21 protein-coding genes are annotated in these 20586 nt (G+C 70.9%); 11 read left to right on the top strand and 10 right to left on the bottom strand.

What is annotated here, in order from left to right; all coding sequences use genetic code 11:
* Positions 1–173: 173 nt before the first annotated feature.
* Positions 174–944, top strand: a complete 771-nt coding sequence (locus EV567_RS09805; RefSeq protein ID WP_130438261.1) for an AzlC family ABC transporter permease — start codon at positions 174–176, stop codon at positions 942–944.
* Positions 941–1249, top strand: coding sequence for an AzlD domain-containing protein (locus tag EV567_RS09800; protein ID WP_130438260.1), 309 nt, complete (start codon positions 941–943; stop codon positions 1247–1249). Before EV567_RS09805 ends, EV567_RS09800 begins: the two co-directional genes overlap by 4 nt.
* An 88-nt stretch (positions 1250–1337) precedes the next feature.
* Here the strand turns inward: EV567_RS09800 and EV567_RS09795 are convergent, their stop codons facing one another.
* On the bottom strand, positions 1338–2282 hold the full coding sequence (locus EV567_RS09795) for a hypothetical protein (RefSeq protein WP_130438259.1): 945 nt from the start codon (positions 2280–2282) through the stop codon (positions 1338–1340).
* A 153-nt stretch (positions 2283–2435) separates the two neighbouring features.
* Here EV567_RS09795 and EV567_RS09790 point away from each other — a divergent pair, with 153 nt between their 5' ends.
* A complete protein-coding gene (locus EV567_RS09790; RefSeq protein ID WP_130438258.1) occupies positions 2436–3320 on the top strand; it encodes a winged helix-turn-helix transcriptional regulator in 885 nt (294 codons plus the stop codon).
* Between the two features lie 75 nt (positions 3321–3395).
* Positions 3396–4112, top strand: a complete 717-nt coding sequence (locus EV567_RS09785; RefSeq protein ID WP_242620732.1) for an MOSC domain-containing protein — start codon at positions 3396–3398, stop codon at positions 4110–4112.
* A 98-nt stretch (positions 4113–4210) separates the two neighbouring features.
* On the opposite strand, the gene EV567_RS09780 is transcribed toward EV567_RS09785, so the two are convergent.
* Together EV567_RS09780 and EV567_RS09775 are read right to left on the bottom strand one after the other, a co-directional pair.
* Positions 4211–6625, bottom strand: coding sequence for an FtsX-like permease family protein (locus tag EV567_RS09780; protein WP_130438257.1), 2415 nt, complete (start codon positions 6623–6625; stop codon positions 4211–4213).
* Entirely contained in the window at positions 6622–7314 is a 693-nt protein-coding gene (locus tag EV567_RS09775) for an ABC transporter ATP-binding protein (RefSeq protein ID WP_130438256.1), read from the bottom strand. Before EV567_RS09775 ends, EV567_RS09780 begins: the two co-directional genes overlap by 4 nt.
* A gap of 221 nt (positions 7315–7535) precedes the next feature.
* Here EV567_RS09775 and EV567_RS09770 point away from each other — a divergent pair, with 221 nt between their 5' ends.
* The 6 genes from EV567_RS09770 (at position 7536) to recX (ending at position 13306) form a co-directional block, all read left to right on the top strand.
* On the top strand, positions 7536–8828 hold the full coding sequence (locus EV567_RS09770; RefSeq protein ID WP_130438343.1) for a sensor histidine kinase: 1293 nt from the start codon (positions 7536–7538) through the stop codon (positions 8826–8828).
* Complete coding sequence (locus EV567_RS09765) at positions 8825–9526, top strand: response regulator transcription factor (protein ID WP_130438255.1); 702 nt, start codon at positions 8825–8827, stop codon at positions 9524–9526. Before EV567_RS09770 ends, EV567_RS09765 begins: the two co-directional genes overlap by 4 nt.
* Before the next feature lie 18 nt (positions 9527–9544).
* Positions 9545–9739 (top strand): DUF3046 domain-containing protein, encoded by a 195-nt coding sequence (locus EV567_RS09760; RefSeq protein WP_130438254.1) that lies wholly within the window; start codon positions 9545–9547, stop codon positions 9737–9739.
* A gap of 89 nt (positions 9740–9828) precedes the next feature.
* Positions 9829–11091, top strand: coding sequence for an AI-2E family transporter (locus EV567_RS09755; RefSeq protein ID WP_207228717.1), 1263 nt, complete (start codon positions 9829–9831; stop codon positions 11089–11091).
* A 298-nt stretch (positions 11092–11389) separates the two neighbouring features.
* On the top strand, positions 11390–12520 hold the full coding sequence (gene recA / locus EV567_RS09750; protein ID WP_130438253.1) for a recombinase RecA: 1131 nt from the start codon (positions 11390–11392) through the stop codon (positions 12518–12520).
* 3 nt (positions 12521–12523) lie between these two features.
* Positions 12524–13306 (top strand): recombination regulator RecX, encoded by a 783-nt coding sequence (gene recX, locus EV567_RS09745; RefSeq protein ID WP_130438252.1) that lies wholly within the window; start codon positions 12524–12526, stop codon positions 13304–13306.
* Positions 13307–13378: 72 nt separating this feature from the next.
* Here the strand turns inward: recX and EV567_RS09740 are convergent, their stop codons facing one another.
* The 7 genes from EV567_RS09740 to EV567_RS09715 all read right to left on the bottom strand — a co-directional run bounded on the left by EV567_RS09740 (position 13379) and on the right by EV567_RS09715 (position 19573).
* Entirely contained in the window at positions 13379–13918 is a 540-nt protein-coding gene (locus EV567_RS09740; protein ID WP_242620731.1) for a cysteine dioxygenase, read from the bottom strand.
* 138 nt (positions 13919–14056) lie between these two features.
* Positions 14057–14128, bottom strand: coding sequence for a putative leader peptide (locus EV567_RS28470; protein WP_309544753.1), 72 nt, complete (start codon positions 14126–14128; stop codon positions 14057–14059).
* A 110-nt stretch (positions 14129–14238) separates the two neighbouring features.
* On the bottom strand, positions 14239–15888 hold the full coding sequence (locus EV567_RS09735; RefSeq protein WP_130438251.1) for an FAD-dependent monooxygenase: 1650 nt from the start codon (positions 15886–15888) through the stop codon (positions 14239–14241).
* Positions 15889–16080: 192 nt separating this feature from the next.
* Positions 16081–16989: an amino acid ABC transporter permease gene (locus EV567_RS09730; protein WP_130438250.1), complete on the bottom strand. Its 909-nt coding sequence runs from the start codon at positions 16987–16989 to the stop codon at positions 16081–16083.
* Positions 16986–17654: an amino acid ABC transporter permease gene (locus EV567_RS09725; RefSeq protein ID WP_130438340.1), complete on the bottom strand. Its 669-nt coding sequence runs from the start codon at positions 17652–17654 to the stop codon at positions 16986–16988. The genes EV567_RS09730 and EV567_RS09725 overlap by 4 nt, the downstream gene beginning before the upstream one ends.
* Positions 17655–17786: 132 nt before the next feature.
* Complete coding sequence (locus tag EV567_RS09720) at positions 17787–18617, bottom strand: glutamate ABC transporter substrate-binding protein (protein WP_130438249.1); 831 nt, start codon at positions 18615–18617, stop codon at positions 17787–17789.
* Positions 18618–18796: 179 nt separating this feature from the next.
* On the bottom strand, positions 18797–19573 hold the full coding sequence (locus tag EV567_RS09715) for an amino acid ABC transporter ATP-binding protein (protein WP_130438248.1): 777 nt from the start codon (positions 19571–19573) through the stop codon (positions 18797–18799).
* Positions 19574–19898: 325 nt separating this feature from the next.
* On the opposite strand from EV567_RS09715, the gene EV567_RS09710 reads away from it, so the two are divergent.
* On the top strand, positions 19899–20585 hold the full coding sequence (locus tag EV567_RS09710; protein ID WP_130438247.1) for a response regulator transcription factor: 687 nt from the start codon (positions 19899–19901) through the stop codon (positions 20583–20585).
* Position 20586 lies beyond the last annotated feature (1 nt).

Genomic DNA, 20586 nt, shown 5'->3' with positions numbered 1-20586 from the left:
CGGATCGTGGGCGTGCCCCCTGGCGCGTACCAGCGCGGCCGCCAGGATGCCGGGCAGCACAGGGACGTAGTCGAGCCCGAGGACGTACGCGAGCGCAAGAACGTACAAGACGTGCGGCGCCGGCTGCTCCTACCGTCCGACGGGTGGCAGAACAGACAGCTCGGACAGGACAAGTGGCACCGACAGCGCGCGCGAACACAGGACCCGGCGGGAGAGGCAGACCGGACGCCGCTGTCGTACGGGACGCCCTCGGCGTCGGCATCGCCGTCGGACTCTCCGGATTCGCCTTCGGGGTGACCTCGGCGGGCAGCGGGCTCACGGCATGGCAGACCTGTGCGCTCAGCCTGCTGGTGTTCACCGGAGCGTCCCAGTTCGCGCTCGTCGGCGCGCTGGCGGCCGGCGGCAACCCCTTCACGGCGGCCGCGGGCGCCTTCTTCCTCGGCGTGCGCAACGCCTTCTACGGCCTGCGGCTGTCGCAGGTGCTGGCCCTCCCGCGCGCGGTGCGCCCGTTCGCCGCACAGTGGGTGATCGACGAGACGACCGCCGTCTCGCTGGCGCAGCGCGACCGGCGCGGGGCGCGCCTCGGGTTCGCCGTCACCGGCGTCAGCCTCTACGTGCTGTGGAACCTCACCACGCTGCTGGGCGCCCTGGGCGCCGAGGCCATCGGCGACACGGACGCGTGGGGGCTCGACGCGGCCGGTCCCGCCGTCTTCCTGGCGCTGCTCGCGCCGATGCTGAAGACCGCCACCGAGCGCTTCACGGCTGCTCTCGCGGTCGTGCTGGGGCTCGGCCTGCTGCCCCTGCTGCCCGCCGGGGTGCCCGTCCTGGTGGCCGCGCTCGCCGCGCCGGTCGCCCTGTGGGCCGAGGGCCGCCGCGGTGCGCGGCAGGGCCGTGACACGTCGGAGCGCGCCACCGCGGAGCGCGACGCGGAGGGGGAGCGGTGAACGTCTGGATCGCCATCGGGGTGACCGCGGTCGCCTGTTACGCCGTCAAGCTCGCCGGGCTGCTCGTCCCGGCGGGCGCTCTGGAACGGCCCTTGGTCCGGAGGCTCGCCGCACTGCTCCCGGTCGCCCTCCTCGCCGCTCTGACAGCCCAGCAGACCTTCGCCGACGGGCACGCGCTCGTGCTCGACGCGAGGGCGGCGGGGCTCGCCGCGGCCGCCGTGGCGGTCGTCCTGCGCGCACCGTTCCTGCTGGTCGTCGCGGCGGCCGTGGCGGTGACCGCGGGGGTGCGGGCACTGGGCGGCTGAGCGGTCGCCGGGGTCGCCGGCGGCCGCGCGAGGCGATCGTGCGCGTGGGGTGATCCGTGCGTCCGGATGTCAGCCGATCGTCCGGTTGTCAGTCGATCGTGCGGCCGTGCGCCCGCAGCGTGTGCAGGGCGTCGATCGTCACCATGGGGCGGGCCTCCAGGGCGGTGCCCGGCTCCCACGCGCGCCAGCGGATCGGCCAGCCGCCGTCGTCCCGCTGGTCGCCGGCGAGGAAGTCCAGGGAGCGGGCCATCTCGTCGTCCGTGAACCACGCGCGCGCCAGGGAGCCCGGTGTACGGGCGTAGTCGTGGGGGAAGTGGTGCTCGCCGGGGGCGTAGCCGGGCGCCACCGGGTAGGCGTCCGCGCGGTCCGGGTCGAGCACGGCGAGCCTGCGTTCGCGGACCAGGCGGCCCAGCCGGTCGGCGGCCGCCTCCGCGCGCGGGCGGTCGGGGGCGGAGTCCAGGAAGGCCACGGCCGCCTCGATCTCGTAGGGATGGGACGTCTCCAGGGAGTCCACCGCGTGCCAGCAGAAGTCCGTGGCTCTGAAGAGCCATGCGTGCCACACCTCGTTGCGGTGCAGCAGGCCCACCACCGGGCCGGTGGCCAGGAGTGCGCTGGGCGGGTCGTCCACGATCGGGACGAACGGGGCGGCGGGATACCCGCGCTGGCTGGGGTGGACCGCGGGCAGGGCTCCGTCGGGGGTCGACACGGCGGTGAGGTAGCGGCACACGTGTTCCACGCGCCGGCCGTCGCAGCGCCCGAGACGGTCCAGGACGCGCAGCGCCCGCGCGGTGTGCAGGGGCTGGCTGACGGGGCCGCGCAGATCGGGTTCGAGCGCGTGGCCGTAACCGCCGTCCTCGTTGCGGTAGGCGTCGAGCGCGGTCTCCACGGGGTCAGCGCCGCCGTGCAGGAAGTGGTAGGCGAAGAGGCGCTGTTCGAGCACGCGCGCGGTGAGCCAGACGAAGTGCTCGGCGCGGGAGAGCGGGGAACGCGCCGGGGTCGTCGGGGGGAGTGGGGATGCTCCGGAGTCGGCCATGGATCAGACCGTAGGCCGCGAAGCGGTCCCGGCAGGCGGTCCCGGCCGGGGCCACCCCCGCGCGCGGGACACCGCTGTCACGCGGTTGACGGTCTTCCGGCAGCATTCGGCGAAGAACAGAGAGAGTTCCGAAAAGAAACTTAGTATGTGGGCATGAGAACGCGCCGGGTGGACGAGACCTGCGGAATCGCTCAGACCGCCGTCGTCATGGGCGACTGGTGGAACGTGCTGCTGCTGCGTGAGATCGCTCGCGGACATGTCCGTTTCGACGCACTCGCCGCGGAACTCGGTCTCTCGCGCAAGGTTCTCGCCGAGCGCCTGGCCCGGCTGGTCGATCATGGTGTGCTGCGCCGTAGCCTCTACCAGCGTCGCCCGGAGCGTTACGAATACCTGCTGACCGACGCCGGATCGGCGCTGTTGCCGCTGCTGGTCGCGATGCAGGACTGGGGTGACCGGTGGGTGCTCGGTGACGGAACGGTCACCGGGACGGCGGCACGAGACGGAGGGGAACACGCTCGCGTACACGCCCAGGTCGGCACGCGCGTGCCGCAAGGGCTCGTGCTGCCGAGTACGCACGGCAGCGACCTGCCTGTCGTCGCGCCCGACCGTGGGGCAACCGTCCTGTTCACGTATCCCGGCACAGGGATCGAGTGGGACGAGCCGATCCCCGGGGCCGTCGGCTGCACGCTGGAGAACCGGCTGTTCACCGATGCCTGGCCCGACTTCCAGCGGGCGGGGGTGGAGGTGCGTGGGGTGAGCACCCAGCTTCCCCATGAACAGGCGGACTTCGCACGCGCCGAAGCGGTGCCTTTTCCTCTGCTCTCCGATGCCGGGCAACGGTTGGCGGCGGCCCTGCGGCTGCCGACGTTCCGGGGCGCGGGCCGACTGCGGCTGAAGCGGCTCATTCTCGTCCTCGGCCCGGAAGGGACTGTCCGGCACGTGCTGTTCCCCGTGGACGACATCCCCGCCGCCGTGGCGGAGTCCCTGCGCCTGGCCACAGCCGGCGCCGGTGCCGGGCCCGACGATGCCACGGAGTGATCACCGTGCCGGCGCCACGGGCCAACTGAGTGTTCACGAAGTGCCGAGCCGGCCGTCGGCCGGATGGGGGTGCGTATGAGACTGGGAACCATCGAGCGGATCTGGCGATACCCGATCAAGTCCACGGGCGGAGAGCGCCTGGAGTCGGTCGGCGTGGACGAGCGGGGCCTGCTGGGTGACCGGCTGTATGCGGTGCGGGACGCCGAGGGCAGGTTCGGCTCGGGCAAGAACACGCGCCGGTTCCGAAGGATGCCCGGCCTGCTGCGGCTGGGTTCCCGCTACCCGGCAGCGGGAACCCTGGCCGAGCCCGAACTGCTCGACCCCGAAGGGGTACCGGTGGCCGATGCCACCGCCTACCTACGCCGCTACCTCCAGCGTCATGACGTCGAGGTGGCCCGTGAGGGGGCCGTCTCACACTTCGACCAGCTGCCGCTGAGCGTGCTGAGCACCGCCACCCTCGACTGGATGCGCACCGCCCTTGCCGGCATTCCGGTCGACGAGCGCCGCTTCCGGCCCAACCTCCTCATCCGCACACCCCCGGGCACACCCGCGTTCGTCGAGGACCAGTGGCTCGGTGCCGAGGTCCGCATCGGCACCACGGCGTGCGTCACGTTCGTGCGCTCCAGCGAGCGCTGCGTCATGGTCAACGAGTCCCAGCAGGACCTGCCGCACTCCCCGCTCGTGCTGAGGACCGTCGCCCAAGCGCACGGCATGCGCCTGGACGCCCTGGGCACCGTGACCACGCCCGGCGCCATCGGCGTCGGGGACGTCGTCGCCGTGATCCGACCCTGACGCGGTGCCGGCCGCGTCGGCGAGAGGAGTGAAACCGGCTCGTCAGAGCCGTCCCGGCTGCGCGGAGACCTGTGTCTTCGCCCGACCGACCGCGGGTGCTACTCGGTGCGCAGCGCGGTGGCCGTCAGGGTCCTGGCCGCCCAGCCGGCCGGGACCAGCGCACCCAGCACGGCGAGCACGACGCCGCCGAGGCCCAGCATGAGCAGCCGAGCCGGCCCGTACACATCGAGCACGGACGACGGCATGGTGGTGCCCACGGCGTGTGCCATCACCGGCATGACCAATCCGTGCAGGACGTATCCCACAGGCACGCCCAGCAGCCCGCCGAGTGCACCGATCGCCGTCACCGAGGCGAGCACGAGGCTGACGGTCTGCCGCGGCGTCATACCGATCGCCTTGCAGACGCCCAGGTCGTGAACGCGTTCCCGGGTGTCGAGGATGACGGAGTTGAGCACGCCGAGGCCCGCCACGGCGACCAGCATGAGGGTGAGCAGCACTGCCATCGCTTTCATGACGAGGATGACCCCCTTCTGCTCGTCCGGGGGGATGGTCGTGGCGTCGCCGCCCAGTGGCCGCACCACCGACGCGAGCTTGTGGGCGTAGTCGTCCGCCGAGACGTCGGCCGGCAGCTTGACGAGGAACGTGCTGGGCGTGGCCGCCGGGAAGTCCGACATGTTCGCGTGGATCTCCAGCTGGTTGCCCGAAGTGTCGAAGGACTCGCCCACGATCCTCAGGTCGGCGCTCTGCTGCTCGTAGGTCACCCGCACGGTGTCGCCGATCTTGGTGCTGGTCCGCTGCAGGAAGCGGGAGGGCACCACGACCTGCCCCTTACCGGTGAGCCAGTGCCCCGAGAGCATCTCGTAGCTGCCGTCGCGGGAATCGCCTTCGTAGAGGCTCGCCTGAACCGACCCGGAGACGCCGGCAACGACGACCTCGGTCTGGAGCTTGCCGTAGTACGAGTCCAGGCCCGTCTGGGACGTGATGGCGGATCTCACCTTCGCCGGGTCAGCGGGCTTGGCCTTGGACGGGTCCGGCATGCCGCCGGCCACGGGAGGCCGGCTCCCCGCGCCGCCTGCGGGGGGAGGCGGCGGGGGAGCAAGGGTGTTCATCCTGACCGTCGTCACCGTGACCGAGGCACGGCTCTCGGGATCCTGCGAGGCGCTGATCGCGCCCAGCGACGAGGTCAGCCCCACCGCGAAGGTCACCGCGATCGTGCCGAACGCCACCGCGAGCAGCATCGCGAGGGCGCGGACCGGATGCGTGAAGGGGGTCGCGAGACCGTAGGTCACCGGTCGCGGCAGCGGCAGCCGGCCCAGCGCCCGGTGCGCCCGCTGTCCGCGCCCCGTGCGCGGCGCCCGGCCGACCGCGATGGCCTCGACCGTGTGCAGCTTTCCGGCCCGCCGCGCGGGAATCAGAGCCGCGAGCCCCACGACGAGCAGGGCGGCGGCAGGCACCGCGACGTCCACCCACCAGGCCACCACGAGCGAGACGGTGCCGTACACCGACTGCGTGTCCGCCGGCATCGGCACGGCCAGGAGGTTGCCCAGCAGGACACCCAGAACGATGCCGACGACGGCCGGGATCATCGCCTGGGCCACGTAGGCGCGGACGATCTCGCGCGGAGTGAAGCCGATGGCCTTGAGGATGCCGATCCTGCGCAGACCGGTGCCGACCGCACCGCTGATCACGCTGCTCACGGTGATCACCGACATCACGATGCCGAGCACACCGAAAGCCGTCACGAACGGAACGGTCGCCGCCGCGGCCTGGTCGGCGGCACGCTTGGTGTCCAGCCAGGACTGCGTACCGAGCAGCGCTCCGGAGCCCGTGGCGGAGGCGAGGACCGCCCGGTGGGCGAGGAGTTGTGCCGTGGTGTCCGCGGAGTCGAAGCGGTAGAGCATCTGACGCATGAGGGGGTGCCCCTGCGACGCCACCGCGTCCACCTGCGTCGGCGTCGCCCAGGAGCCGGCGGTCTTGCCGGCCGACAGGGCGAAGCCGACCACCTTGAGGGCCGGGGAGCCCGCGGCGTCCGACGTCCTGAGAGTGGAGCCGATCTCGATGCCCGGCCCCTCGAAGGACGTGCTGAGCACGATCTCGCCCGGTCTCCGCACCCACTGACCGGACTTCAGCTCCACCCGGTCCACGGCGTCGTCCGTACCGGACCGCCCGACAAGGGTGAGAGTCGGAAGCCGGAAGCCCGTCTGAGCCACCGGGCGGAACGCCGTGGCGGAGTACGGCCCCGCGCTCGCTGTGACGCCGTCCAGCTTCCCGGTCTCCGCCAGCTTCGCCGTGCTCACCCTGGCCGGATCGAACTGCGCGGTGATGTGCGCGCCTCGCTGCTTGTCGAAGGCACGGTCGAAGGGCGCGGCCGCGGCGACCATCAGCGACCCGGCGACCACGGCCGAAGCCACCGCCATCATCGTGGCGACGGCGATCACCACGGACTGCACACGGCGCCGGCTCACCCCGGAGCGAACGACCCGGCTCAGCGCGCCGCTGCCGAACAGGCTCATCGGACGGCCTTCGCATACGTGTCGAGGGCGAGGCGACCGTCCACGAGGTGGATGGTGCGGCTCGCGACCGCCTCCGCCAGTGACAGGTCGTGTGTCACCAGCACGATGGTCTGGCCCCCGCGGTGCAGGTCCGTCAGCAGGTCGCGGACGTCGTGGCCCGACGCGGTGTCGAGCGCACCGGTCGGCTCGTCGGCGAGCAGCAGCTCGGGCCGGTTGATCAGCGCCCTGGCCACACCGACTCGCTGGCGTTCGCCTCCGGACAGCCGGCCAGGGTAGGCGCGGGCGTGCCTCTGAATGCCGAGCATCTCCATGAGTTCGCCTGCGCGGGACGCGGCTTCGCGACGGCTGGTGCCGGTCAGCTGTGCCGGGAGCTGGATGTTGTCGGCGACGGTGAGGTCGTCGAGGAGGTTGAAGAACTGGAAGGCCATGCCGATGTGCGCGCGGCGGAACCTGGCCAGGGCGTGCTCACTCAGCTGGTCGATCCGTCGGCCCGCCACGATCACGGCGCCGTCCGTCGGCTTGTCCAGGCCGGCGACGAGGTTCAGCAGCGTGGACTTGCCGCTGCCGGACGGACCTGTCACGGCAAGGGCCTCGCCCCTGGCGACGCTCAGCGTGAGCGGTCCGAGGGCGGGCGCGCCGGCGCTGTCGTAGCGCTTGGCCACGCCCTCCAGTTCGATCACTTGGTTCATGCGGGAGGCCCGTCCTTACGGTCGCGAGAGGCGCGTGCTGTTGCCGGCCCTGTGAACCTAGGGGGCGGCAACGGCGGTGCGCGTCGGCCGCGGAACCGATACCCGCCCGTTCCTTCGGACGATCCGGCCGCGGACTCCTCCTTGAGGATGAGGACCCGAGGAGGGGGCCGTGGTCAGCCGGACGGACGTGGGCCGAGTGCGGAACCCAGCACAATGTGCGGATGGAGACGGATGACTGGCGCGGCCGGCAGCGACAGCTCATGGACGCGCTACGCCCCGAGGCGAAGGTCACGCTGTCCGGACGGGCGGCGCGCGCCGATGCGGTGCTGGCCATCGTCCTGACCGCCGTCGCTGTGTTCGTCGCGGTGCGCTATCCCGGCAACGGACCGGCGTCCGTCGACCCACCCAAGATCGAGGTCGGCACCGGAATCCCGTCCCCGCCGCCGCCCGGCCCCGATCAGGCGCCTGTGGAGGAAGGCCTTTCTCCTGTGCCCTGGGCCCTGGTCCTCTTGTCGACACTGCCGCTCGTCCTGCGGCGCCGCTACCCGCTGGCCGTCTTCACGACGGTGCTGGGCGCAAGCCTGGCCATCGGCAGCTCGGCCTCTTGGATCACCGTCCTGGCCTGTGTCATCGCCGCGTACAGCGCCGTCGTCCACAGCCGATACAGGATCCTGTCGATCGCCGTACTGGTGATCGCGGCCGTACTGTCCGGTTTCGCCTTCCGGCATGCCGATCCAGTGGTCCCGGGATGGTCCAGCCCGGGTTTCGTGCTGCTGGTGGCCGGGATGCTGGCCAGCCTCGTTCGTTTCCTGCACCTGCGTCTGGCGTCCGGCAGGCTCCGGGTCGCCGAACTGCAGGAGGCTCAGGAGCGGGCCACGCGCCGGGCCGTCGAGGAGGAACGTTCCCGTATCGCCGCCGAGCTGCATGACGTCGTCACTCACAATGTGAGCGTGATGGTCATCCAGGCCGGCGCGGCACGCAAGGTGATGGACGTGATGCCGGAGCAGTCCAAGGAGGCTCTGCTGGCCGTCGAGGCGGGAGGCCGGGCCGCCATGGCGGAACTCCGGCACGTCATGGGCCTGTTGGCAGCCGCCGATCAGGACGAGCCCGACGGTCTGGAGCCCCAACCCGGGCTGGCGCAGCTCGACGCGCTGGTCGCGCGGGTACGTGCTGCCGGGACGCCCGTGAGCGTCGTGCTGTCGCTGCCGCCGGAACCGCTGCCGCCGGGCGTGGACCTCGCGGCGTACCGCGTGGTGCAGGAGGCGCTGACCAACACCGTCAAACACGCACGCGGCGCGGAGGCGACGCTTTCCATCGGTTACACCGACACCGGTCTGCAGATCGAGGTCACGGACACGGGCGGTGAGAAGGGCTGCTCACCGACGGAGAGCAACGGCCGTGGCCACCTGGGCCTGCGTGAGCGACTGGCCGTCTACGAAGGCCGGCTGACGGTCGGACCGACAGACACCGGCGGCTACCGGGTCACGGCCCGTATCCCGCGGAGCGCGGGATGACGGCGGACAAGCCGCCGTTGCGCGTGGTCATCGCGGACGACCAGGCCCTCGTGCGCACCGGCTTCAAGATGATTCTGGCCGCGGACGGCATCCAGGTGGCCGCTGAGGCGGCTGACGGTGCCGAGGCCGTCGCGGCAGTCCGTCGCACGCGGCCCGACGTCGTTCTCATGGACATCCGGATGCCGCAGATGGACGGTATCGAGGCCACCCGGCGCATCCTGGGCAGTGAGGGCCTGGAGGAGACCCGGGTCATCATCCTCACGACATACGACCTCGACCACTATGTCTACGCAGCCCTCACGTCCGGCGCCAGCGGATTCCTGCTCAAGGACGTCTCCCCGGAGCACCTGGTGGCCGCGCTGCGTCTGGTGCAGTCCGGCGACGCTCTCCTCGCACCCACGATCACCCGCCGCCTGATCGAGCGCTTCGCCGAGCACGACGAACCTCAGGCCGTCGCCCCCCACCGTGACCTGTCCACCCTGACCCCGCGTGAGCTGGAGGTGCTCCGTCTGCTCGCCACGGGCCTCAGCAACGCCGAACTCGCCTCCCGTCTCCATCTCAGCCAGACCACGATCAAGAGCCACGTCGGCCGCGTCCTGTCGAAGCTGGATCTGCGCGACCGGGTCCAGGCCGTTGTCTTCGCCTACGAAACGGGACTGATCGCCCCGGGAGGCGGTGCCTCCAACGTGAACGGGTGAGGGCTTTACTCTGCAACCATGCGGTTGACGGTCTTCTGGCAGCGGATGGACGAGCACTTCGGCGCGGGGTACGCCGACACCTTCGCGCGCGATCACGTGATGACGGAGCTCGGCGGGCGCACCGTGCACGAGGCGCTGGCGGCCGGCTGGGACGCCAAGGACGTGTGGCGCGTGGTGTGCGCGGTGATGAACGTGCCGCAGGAGAAGCGCTGATCCCAGCCGGCCGTGCCGGTTGTGCCGAATCCGAGGTGAAGATCGCACCGGGGTCCCCGGTTGTCGGTGCCGTGGGCGAGACTTGAGCCGTGGCACCCACTGACGAGAACGGGCAGGTCGCCCCACCCGCGGCCCCGTCGGACAACGCGCCGCCCGCCGGGCCTGGGCCCGGCGTCGGCGCCGACACCGCGCCGGGCGCGCGCATGCCGCGCTGGCTGCCGCGCGCGATGGTGCTCGCGCTCGCCCTGGTCGCCCTGTTCCAGTTGGGAACCTGGGCCTTCCACCAGCTCATCGGCCTGCTGATCAACATCCTCATCGCGTTCTTCCTGGCCCTCGCCATGGAACCGGCGGTGAGCCGGATGGCCGCCCGCGGCGTCCGCCGGGGCCTCGCGGCCTTCCTGGTCTTCCTCGGTCTGCTGATCGCGTTCGCGGGCTTCTTCACGCTGCTCGGCTCGATGCTCGCCGGGCAGATCATCAAGATGATCGAGGACTTCCCGGACTACCTGGATTCCGTGATCAGCTGGATCAACACCACGTTCCACACCGAACTGCGGCGCGTCGACATCCAGGAGGGCCTGCTCCACTCCGACTGGCTGCGGAAGTACGCCCAGAACAGCGCCGCCGGCGTCCTGGACGTCTCCACCCAGGTCCTCGGCGGTCTCTTCCAGCTGCTGACGATCGCGCTGTTCTCGTTCTACTTCGCCGCCGACGGGCCCCGGCTGCGGCGCGCCCTGTGCTCGGTGCTGCCGCCCGCCCGGCAGACGGAGGTGCTGCGCGCGTGGGAGATCGCCGTCGACAAAACCGGCGGCTACCTGTACTCACGCGGGCTGATGGCGCTGATCTCCGGCATCGCGCACTACATCCTCCTGGAGGCCCTGGGCATCCCGTACGCGCCCGTGCTCGCGGTGTGGGTGGGCGTGGTCTCGCAGTTCATCCCCACCATCGGCACGTATCTCGCGGGCGCGCTGCCCATGCTGATCGCCTTCACGGTCGACCCCTGGTACGCGCTGTGGGTGCTGGTGTTCGTCGTCGTCTACCAGCAGTTCGAGAACTACATGCTGCAGCCGAAGCTGACGTCGAAGACCGTCGACATCCATCCCGCCGTCGCCTTCGGCTCGGTCATCGCCGGCACCGCGCTTCTCGGCGCGGTCGGCGCGCTGATCTCCATCCCGGCCGTCGCCACGCTCCAGGCCTTCCTGGGCGCCTATGTGAAGCGGTACGACGTGACGGACGACCCGCGTGTCCACGGGCACCGCCGCCGGGGCGAGGGGCCGGGGCTGCTCGACCGGGCGCGGAAGGCGTGGACGGCGACGAGGGAACGCGCGGGCGGCCGGGGGGAACGGTCCGGCTGACCGCGGCGGCGGGGGAGGGCCGACGGGGGCGAGGAGCCTCCCGGCGCAGGCGGGCACCGGGGGTTATGTCGGGAGTCGAGGGGCGCCGCTCGGGGGCGTGGGTCGCGCTTGACACGAAAATCGAACATCCATTCTTATGGAGGCTCCGGCGAGCCTCTCGACGGGGACTTCGTCCCGGTTCGAGGGGATGAGTGCCCGAGTTATCCACAGGCCGGACCAGCGTCGGGGCGCATTGTCAGTGGCAGGCGTTAGCGTCTTTGACGTGAAGCGATCGACTCAAGCAAACCGGGTGGAACCCATGGCAGGAACCGACCGCGAGAAGGCCCTGGACGCCGCTCTCGCACAGATTGAACGGCAATTCGGCAAGGGCGCGGTCATGCGCATGGGCGAGCGGTCGATGGAGCCCATCGAGGTCATCTCGACCGGTTCGACCGCCCTCGACGTGGCTCTCGGCGTCGGCGGCCTGCCGCGCGGCCGCGTCGTGGAGATCTACGGACCGGAGTCCTCCGGTAAGACCACGCTGACCCTGCACGCCGTCGCCAACGCGCAGAAGGCCGGCGGCCAGGTCGCCTTCGTGGACGCGGAGCACGCCCTCGACCCCGAGTACGCGAAGAAGCTCGGCGTCGACATCGACAACCTGATCCTCTCGCAGCCCGACAACGGCGAGCAGGCCCTGGAGATCGTGGACATGCTGGTCCGCTCCGGCGCCCTCGACCTCATCGTCATCGACTCCGTCGCCGCGCTCGTCCCGCGCGCGGAGATCGAGGGCGAGATGGGCGACAGCCATGTCGGTCTGCAGGCCCGCCTGATGAGCCAGGCCCTGCGGAAGATCACCAGCGCGCTCAACCAGTCCAAGACCACCGCCATCTTCATCAACCAGCTCCGCGAGAAGATCGGCGTCATGTTCGGCTCCCCGGAGACCACGACCGGTGGCCGGGCGCTGAAGTTCTACGCCTCGGTGCGCATCGACATCCGTCGCATCGAGACCCTGAAGGACGGCACCGAGGCGGTCGGCAACCGCACCCGCTGCAAGGTCGTCAAGAACAAGGTCGCGCCGCCCTTCAAGCAGGCCGAGTTCGACATCCTCTACGGCCAGGGCATCAGCCGCGAGGGCGGTCTGATCGACATGGGCGTGGAGCACGGCTTCGTCCGCAAGGCCGGCGCCTGGTACACGTACGAGGGCGACCAACTGGGCCAGGGCAAGGAGAACGCCCGCAACTTCCTGAAGGACAACCCCGACCTCGCCAACGAGATCGAGAAGAAGATCAAGGAGAAGCTGGGCGTCGGCGTGCGCCCGCAGGATCCCGCCGCCGAGCCGGGCGCGGACACCCCTGCCGCCACGGGCGCGCCGGCGGACGACGCCGCCAAGGCCGTCACCGCTCCCGCCGCCAAAACCGCCAGGAACAAGGCCGCGACTGCCAAGAGCTGAGCCGTGACACGACGAACGGACTGGGCCGAGAGCGACGCGCACCCCGGCGGACCCGCCGGGGTCGGTGAGACCTGGCCGGACGGCGGTTCATGGGACGGCCCGCACGGGGGCGGGCGCGAGGACGGCGAGGGCCGTTCCTTCGACGGCCGCCGAGCGGGGGACGGCGAGGGCGGTTCCCGTCCGCGCGGCGGGCGCGGACGCCGTCGGCGCGGCTTCGGGGAACCGTCCGCCGAGGACGAAGGCGCTCCCTCCTCGTCGAGGGCCGAGCGGGAGGCGTCTTCAGGGGACCCGGCTGAGCGGGCGCGGGCGATCTGCCTGCGCCTGCTCACCGGGACCCCGCGCACGCGCAGGCAACTCGCCGACGCCCTGCGCAAGCGGGAGATCCCGGACGACGTGGCCGAGGAGGTGTTGTCGCGGTTCGAGGAGGTCAGACTGATCGACGACAGCGCCTTCGCGGACGCCTGGGTGGAGTCCCGCCATCACGGCCGGGGGCTGGCCCGGCGGGCGCTCGCGCAGGAGCTGCGCACCAAGGGCGTCGACCCCGCACTGATCGACGAGGCCGTCGCCCAGCTCGACTCCGAGCAGGAGGAGACGACCGCGCGCGAACTCGTCGCCCGAAAACTGCGGTCCACCCGCGGCCTCGACCGCGACAAACGGATCCGCCGCCTGGCCGGGATGCTCGCGCGCAAGGGCTACTCGCAGGGGATGGCCCTGCGCGTGGTCCGGCAGGCGCTCGAGGAGGAGGGGGAGGACACGGAGTTCCTGGGGGAGGACGGGGAGCTCTGACGCGGGCCCCGCGAGGGGCGGTAGCCCTGCCCTCGAACTCGCTGACGCCGGGTGCCCGTTCGCCCGGGGTGCCTACTGCCAGTCCTCCGGGCGCTCCACCTGCTCCAGGTGCAGCACCTGGCCGGTGCGGCTGTAGCGGCGGATGCGGGGGAGCGGCGGGTAGTAGGCGTGGACGGAGACCGCGTGCTCGTCGGCCGAGGCGTTGAGCACCTCGTGGACGTGGTGGCGTCCGAAAGCGCGGCCCTGGCCTGCTCCGAGCCGGCGTTCGCGGTCCACGCCCTCGGACAGCTCCAGGCTTTGCCAGCCGTCCGTGGGCAGCCGCACGGCCAGCGCGTGTTCCCGCAGCTCGCCGCGAGCGGTGAGGAACGCGCCCACCGAGTCGGCGTGGTCGTGCCAGCCGGTGCCGGTGCCGGGCGGCCAGCCGATCAGCCAGGCCTCACTGCCGCCGGGCCCCTCCAGGCGCACCCAGGTGCGGCCCTCGGGATCGAGGGGGAGTGAGGCGATCAGCTCGGCGTCGGCGGCCGTTTTGCGGACGAAGTCCAGGAGTTCCGCCTGCGTCGGTCCGGTTCCCGCGCCGGCGGTGGACGCGGAAGAAGGGACGGGGGCGGACACGGCCGAAGACAGTGGGGTGGAGGAGACAATGGGAGACAGAGAGGCAGACACGAGTACCGTCCTGAAAGCGTTCGCGGACGGCGCGCGGCAGCGCGAGAGCGCTCGACGGCGCGCGCCGGTGAAGAAGGGGATGCGAAGTCAGCAGGACGGACGACACACGCAGCCCGCATAGCGGACGAGGTCCATATGGACCCTCCGCCACAGGCGCACATCGGTGTCGGTCACGATTCGGAGTAGACCACGCCGGTGCACACCGGTCAACTCACTGTCACCATGTGGACCCCAGGGTGACGGTGAGTGCCTTCACTTCGCTCCCGCCCTCACTTCGCTCCCGCTCCCGCCTCGCTCCGAGCCTCCGCTTCCCCCTGCCCCTTCGCTTCCCCCTGCCCCTTCGTCTCCGGGCCGACCGCCCCGCCCACCGCCGCTTCCGCGGCCGCGTGCAGCTCGGCGGGGCGGACCCCGCTCAGCGCGGTGACCAGGTGCCCGTCGGGGCGGACCAGCAGCACGGTGTGCGCGGCCGCCCCCGGGTAGCTCTCGGCCACCAGCAGTTCGGCCGGGCTCGGCAGAGCCGTCACCGCCGCGGCGAGACGGGGCATGACGCCCGCACCCACCCAGTGCTTGCGTTCCCAGACGCCCGTGCCCGGCGCGACCAGCACCACGAGCAGGGCGCCACGCCCGAGCCGGTCCCGCAGCCTTACGAAGGAACCGTCCTCCGCGGTCACCCGCACGTCCTCGACCGGTGACCCCGCCGGAGTGTCCACCGGCGTCTCGCCCTCCAGCCGGAGGGGCGAGAGCGGGGAGTCGGCGTACGTGCCCGGAGCGCCCAGCGCGCCGCGCCCCACATGGCCTTCCGTGAGCAGTGCGTCGTGACCCCGCGCCGCGCCCGGCACGTACGCCCTTATGCCCTTGCCGCCGCGCAGCAGCGGCAGCGCCTGGTCGGCGGCGCGCAGCCGGGCGGCGACCACCGCCCGCCGTTCCGTCTGGTAGCTGTCGAGAAGCGCCTCGCGCGGCCCGTGGTGCCAGGCCAGCGCCAGCTTCCAGGCGAGGTTGTCGGCGTCGCGCAGCCCCTCGTCCAAACCCTGGGCGCCCAGCGCTCCGAGCAGACGCGCCGCGTCCCCGGCGAGGAAGACCCGTCCCGCGCGCCAGCGGCGCGCCAGCCGGTGGTGGACCGTGTGGACGCCGGTGTCGAGCAGTTCGTACGCCGGGGTCGAGCCGCCGCTCCAGCCCGCCAGGGTCTCGCGGACCCGCGCCACCAGCAGTTCGGGTGTGACGAGGTCGTTGCCGGGCGGCAGCAGCCAGTCCAGCCGCCAGACGCCGTCCGGCAGCGGACGTCCGAGGACCTCTCCGGCGGAGGGGCCCGACATGCGCCACGGCGGCGCCCGGTGCACCAGCGCCTCGTCTTCCCAAGGCAGTTCGGTGCGCAGCGCGGCGACGGCGTGCCGCTCGACCGCCGTGCGCCCGGGGAAGCGGATGTCCTGGAGCTTGCGGACCGTGGAGCGGGGGCCGTCGCAGCCGACCAGGTAACTGCCGCGCCACCAGGTGCCGCCAGGACCGCGGGTGTGGGCGCTGACTCCGGAGGACTCCTGCTCGACGGTGTCGAGGCGGCTGTCCACGGCGATCCGCACCAGCGGTTCGTCCGCGAGGGCCGTGCGCAGGACGCCCGTCAGCACGTGCTGGGCGATGTGCAGGGGAGCCGGCTCCCCGTCGCCGAAGACGATCTCGCGCGTCACCTGCTTGCGCCGCATCGCCCGCCATCCGGACCAACGGACGCCGGCCCCGGCCAGGGACGCGCCGGTGAGCCGCTCCACCAGGGCGGCGGTGTCCTCGCGCAGCACGACCGTGCGCGCCAGCCGCGGCTCGTCCTTGCCGGGGCCCTCGTCCAGGACGATCGACGGCACCTCCTGACGCGCCAGCGCCAGGGCCAGCGTGAGCCCGACCGGCCCCGCTCCGACGATGATCACCGGGTCCACGGTGCGATGCCCCCTGCCTGCGACGGTGTCCTCGGGGACGTAAGCGAACAAGAGGTAGGAGCAGGGTGCACGATCACAGAACGTATGCAACCTATTGCCGGTTCCCGCGTCAAGCGAAGGAGGCAGCGGCGCGCACGCCACTGCCTCCTTAGGGCCTAGGAGCCCTCACAGGTCACATCCGGTGAGCGGGTGTCACATCCCTCCGCCGCCCGCGCCCGTGCCCGCGGTGCCCGGGACCGCGGCAGGGTTGTCCTCGACGTCGTCCGCAGCCAGCACCGCGCCCGTGCCGCGCTTGCTCTGCCGCAGCCGCCCCTCCAGCCAGGAGGCGAAGGAGGTCAGCAGCCAGTTCAGCACGATGTAGATGATCGCGACCACGACGAAGCTGGGCACCACGTTGGCGTAGTTGGCCGCCAGCGTGCTGCGCGCGCTGAGCAGCTCGGTGAAGCCGAGCATCACGCCGCCCAGCGCGGTGTCCTTCACGATGACGACCAGCTGGCTGACGATGGCCGGGAGCATCGCGGTGACGGCCTGCGGCAGCAGGATGCTGCTCATCGTCTGCCCCTTGCGCAGACCGATGGCGTACGCGGCCTCCGTCTGCCCCCGGGGCAGGGCCAGGATGCCGGCCCGCACGATCTCGGCGAGGACCGAGGCGTTGTAGAGCACCAGGCCGGTGACGACCGCGTACAGGGGCCGGTCCTCGCTGCTGACGTTCGTCGAGCGGACGAAGAACTCGTTGGCGAACAGCATCAGCAGCAGCACCGGGATGGCACGGAAGAACTCGACCACCGCGCCGGCCGGGACGCTCACCCAGCGGTGGTCGGACATCCTGGCGATGCCGAAGAACGCGCCCAGCGGGAGGGCGATCACCATGGCGAGGGCTGCGGCCTTCAGGGTGTCGCCGAGGCCGGGCAGCAGGTACGTCGTCCACGCCTCGGAGGTGGTGAACGGCTCCCACAGCGCCCATTCGAGCTGCTTCTTGTCGTCCATCTTCGTCCAGACCCACCACAGGGCCGCCGCGAGCAGGACGACGAAGAGGACGGAGAGGATGACGTTGCGCTGTTTGGCGCGGGGGCCGGGGGAGTCGTACAGGACGGAACTCATCGCTTCACCGCCAGTCGCTTGCCGAGCCAGCCGAGCAGCAGGCCGGTGGGAAGGGTCAGGACCACGAAGCCGAACGCGAAGACGGCGCCGATGGCCAGGGTCTGGGCCTCGTTCTCGATCATTCCCTTCATCAGGAACGCCGCCTCGGGCACGCTGATCGCGGCCGCCACGGTGGTGTTCTTGGTGAGGGCGATCAGGACGTTGGTCAGCGGGCCGATGACGGCGCGGAACGCCTGCGGCAGCACGACGAGCGTGAGCGTCTGGACGAAGCCCAGACCGATCGCGCGCGCCGCCTCCGCCTGGCCGAGGGGCACGGTGTTGATGCCGGAGCGGATCGCCTCGCACACGAAGGCCGCGGTGTAGGCGACCAGCCCGAGCACCGCGAGCCGGAAGCCCTGGAGCTCGAAGTCGTTCGACGCGCCCATCGTCATACCGAAGATGTCGGCGAGGCCGAGCGAGGTGAAGACGATGATGACGGTCAGAGGGATGTTCCGGACGATGTGGACGTAGGCGGTGCCGAAGCCGCGCATCATCGGTACGGGGCTGACCCGCATGGCGGCCAGCAGGGTGCCCCAGATAAGGGAGCCGACGGCGGAGAAGACGGTCAGTTTGACCGTCACCCAGAACGCCCCGAGGACGTCGTAGCCTTCAAGAAAGTCGAACACGATCTCCCGCGCTTCCGGGTGGGTGGCGTACGTGGAGGGCGTGGCGGGCCGCCCGCCGTGATCGCGACGGCGGGCGGCCCGCCCGCGGAACCCCACGTCGGGCGCGGGATTCCTGAGGCGGCGGGCGCCGGGTTACTTGACGACGACGCCGATCTTCGGGGCGGGCTCGTTCTTGTAGCCGGCCGGGCCGAAGTTCTTGTCGACGGCCTTCTGCCACGAGCCGTCGTCGACCATCTTCTTCAGCGCGGCGTTGATCTTGTCGACGGTGGCCTTGTCGCCCTTCTTCACGCCGATGCCGTAGTTCTCGTTGCTGAGCTGCTCGCCCACCAGCTTGAACTTGCCCTTGAACTTGTCCTGCGCGGCGTAGCCCGCGAGGATCGAGTCGTCGGTGGTGACCGCGTCGACCGAACCACTCTGGAGGGCGGCGAGGCACTCCGAGTAGCCCGGGTTCTGCCGCAGGTTGGCGCTGGGGGCGATCTTGTCCTTGATGTTCTGCGCCGAGGTCGATCCGGTGACCGAGCACAGGTTTTTGCCGTTGAGGTCCGCTCCCTTGGCGATCTTGGAGTCGGCCTTGACCAGCAGGTCTTGGTGCGCCAGCAGGTAGGGGCCGGCGAAGTCGACCTTGGCCTTGCGCTTGTCGTTGATCGAGTACGAGGCCACGATGAACTTCACGTCGCCCCGTGAGAGGGCGTTCTCGCGGTCGGCGCTCTTGGTCTCGACGAACTCGATCTGCTTCGGCTCGTAGCCGAGCTCCTTGGCCACGTACGTCGCCACGTCCACGTCGAAGCCGGAGAAGGAGCCGTCGGGCTTCTTCAGGCCGATGCCGGGCTGGTCGTACTTGATGCCGACCTTGACCTTGTCGCCTCCGGACCCGGAGTCCTTGTCGCCGCCGCCGCACGCGGTGGCGCTCAGGGTGAGGGCGAGGACGGCGGCCGAGGCGGCGGTGACCTTGCGAAGCTTCATGGTGAACTTCCTTTGGATGATGCCTTCGGGAGACGAAGGAATGCGGGCCGTCGAAAGGCGGATGACGAGGGCCGGTGGTCCGGGCCGGGTGACGCGGACCGGTGTTCCACGTGCTGTGGCGCGGATCGTCGTCGGGGTGGCGCGGGATGCGCCGGGGCGGTGTGCCGGGCGGCGCGCCGTCAGTGGTGCAGGATCTTCGACAGGAAGTCCTTGGCGCGGTCGCTGCGCGGGTTGCTGAAGAACTGGTCGGGCGTGGCCTGTTCGACGATCCGGCCGTCCGCCATGAAGACGACGCGATTCGCGGCCGATCGCGCGAAGCCCATCTCGTGGGTGACGACGATCATGGTCATTCCGTCCCGGGCGAGCTGCTGCATGACCTCCAGCACCTCGTTGATCATCTCCGGGTCGAGGGCCGAGGTCGGCTCGTCGAAGAGCATGACCTTCGGGTTCATGGCCAGGGCCCGCGCGATGGCGACGCGCTGCTGCTGACCGCCGGAGAGCTGGGCCGGGTACTTGTCGGCCTGGGTGCCCACGCCGACCCGGTCGAGGAGCTCGCGGGCCCTCTCCTCCGCCTTCTTCTTGTCCGCCTTGCGGACCTTGATCTGGCCCAGCATCACGTTCTGCAGCACGGTCTTGTGCGCGAACAGGTTGAACGACTGGAAGACCATGCCGACGTCGGCGCGCAGCCGGGCCAGCTCCTTGCCCTCCTGGGGCAGCGGCTTCCCGTCGATCGTGATCGTCCCCGCGTCGATCGTCTCCAGGCGGTTGATGGTGCGGCACAGGGTGGACTTGCCGGACCCGGAGGGTCCGATGACGACGACCACTTCACCGCGCTCGATCGTCAGATCGATGTCCTGGAGAACGTGCAACGCGCCGAAGTGCTTGTTGACGCTCTTCAGGACGACCAGTTCGCCGGGCGCGGCCGCGTCTTCCTTGGCCACCGATACTTCGGTCATCGCTCTAAGGCTCCGTCCTCCTCGGTTTCGGAGGACAGTAGTAACCACTCGCGACCAGCGTCATTACATCTGAGGGGAATCTGAGCATCACGATCCGATAGCAATCGGACACGTGTCGTAGCACTTGTGACCTGGGCGCGTATCGGGCGGATAACGGAAGCTCCACGCAACCGGAACCCACTTGACGGCGTCCTCGTCCATCAGCGTGACTTCCACCGTGCACGCGCGTGTGCGCCGCGCCGGTGGTGTGCTGAAACCACACGTCCACTTCGTACGACTTTCTACAGAATCAGATCGTACGCCCGATGAACCGAAGGAGGCCGGGGTGAGACTGCTGCTCGTCGAGGACGACAACCACGTCGCCGCCGCGCTGTCAGCGGTCCTCAAGCGGCACGGGTTCGACGTCACCCACGCGCGCAGCGGCGAGGAGGCGCTCCAGGCGCTCGTCCCGGAAGGCCCCGGCTTCGGTGTCGTCCTGCTCGACCTGGGGCTGCCCGACCAGGACGGCTACGAGGTCTGCGGCAAGATCCGCAAGCGCACCTCGACCCCGGTCATCATGGTCACCGCCCGCTCCGACGTGCGCTCCCGCATCCACGGCCTCAACCTCGGCGCCGACGACTACGTGGTGAAGCCGTACGACACCGGCGAACTCCTCGCCCGTATCCACGCCGTCAGCCGGCGCACCGCGCCCGAGGACCCGGCCGAGGCCGGCGAGGACGAACTGCGCCTCGGCCCCGTCCACATCGAACTGCCCACCCGGCGCGTCACCGTCGATGGCTCGGTGATCCAGCTCACCCGCAAGGAGTTCGACCTGCTCGCGCTGCTCGCCCAGCGCCCCGGCGTCGTCTTCCGCCGGGAACAGATCATCAGCGAGGTCTGGCGCACCAGTTGGGAGGGGACCGGGCGCACCCTGGAGGTGCACGTCGCCTCGCTGCGCGCCAAACTGCGCATGCCCGCCCTGATCGAGACCGTGCGCGGCGTCGGGTACCGGCTCGTCGCCCCGGCCGCTTAGC

The sequence above is a fragment of the Streptomyces sp. BK239 genome (assembly GCF_004217285.1).
Taxonomy (GTDB): domain Bacteria; phylum Actinomycetota; class Actinomycetes; order Streptomycetales; family Streptomycetaceae; genus Streptomyces.
The sequence above is the reverse complement of the archived record's forward strand: the minus strand, read 5'-3'. Positions and strand labels throughout refer to the sequence as shown.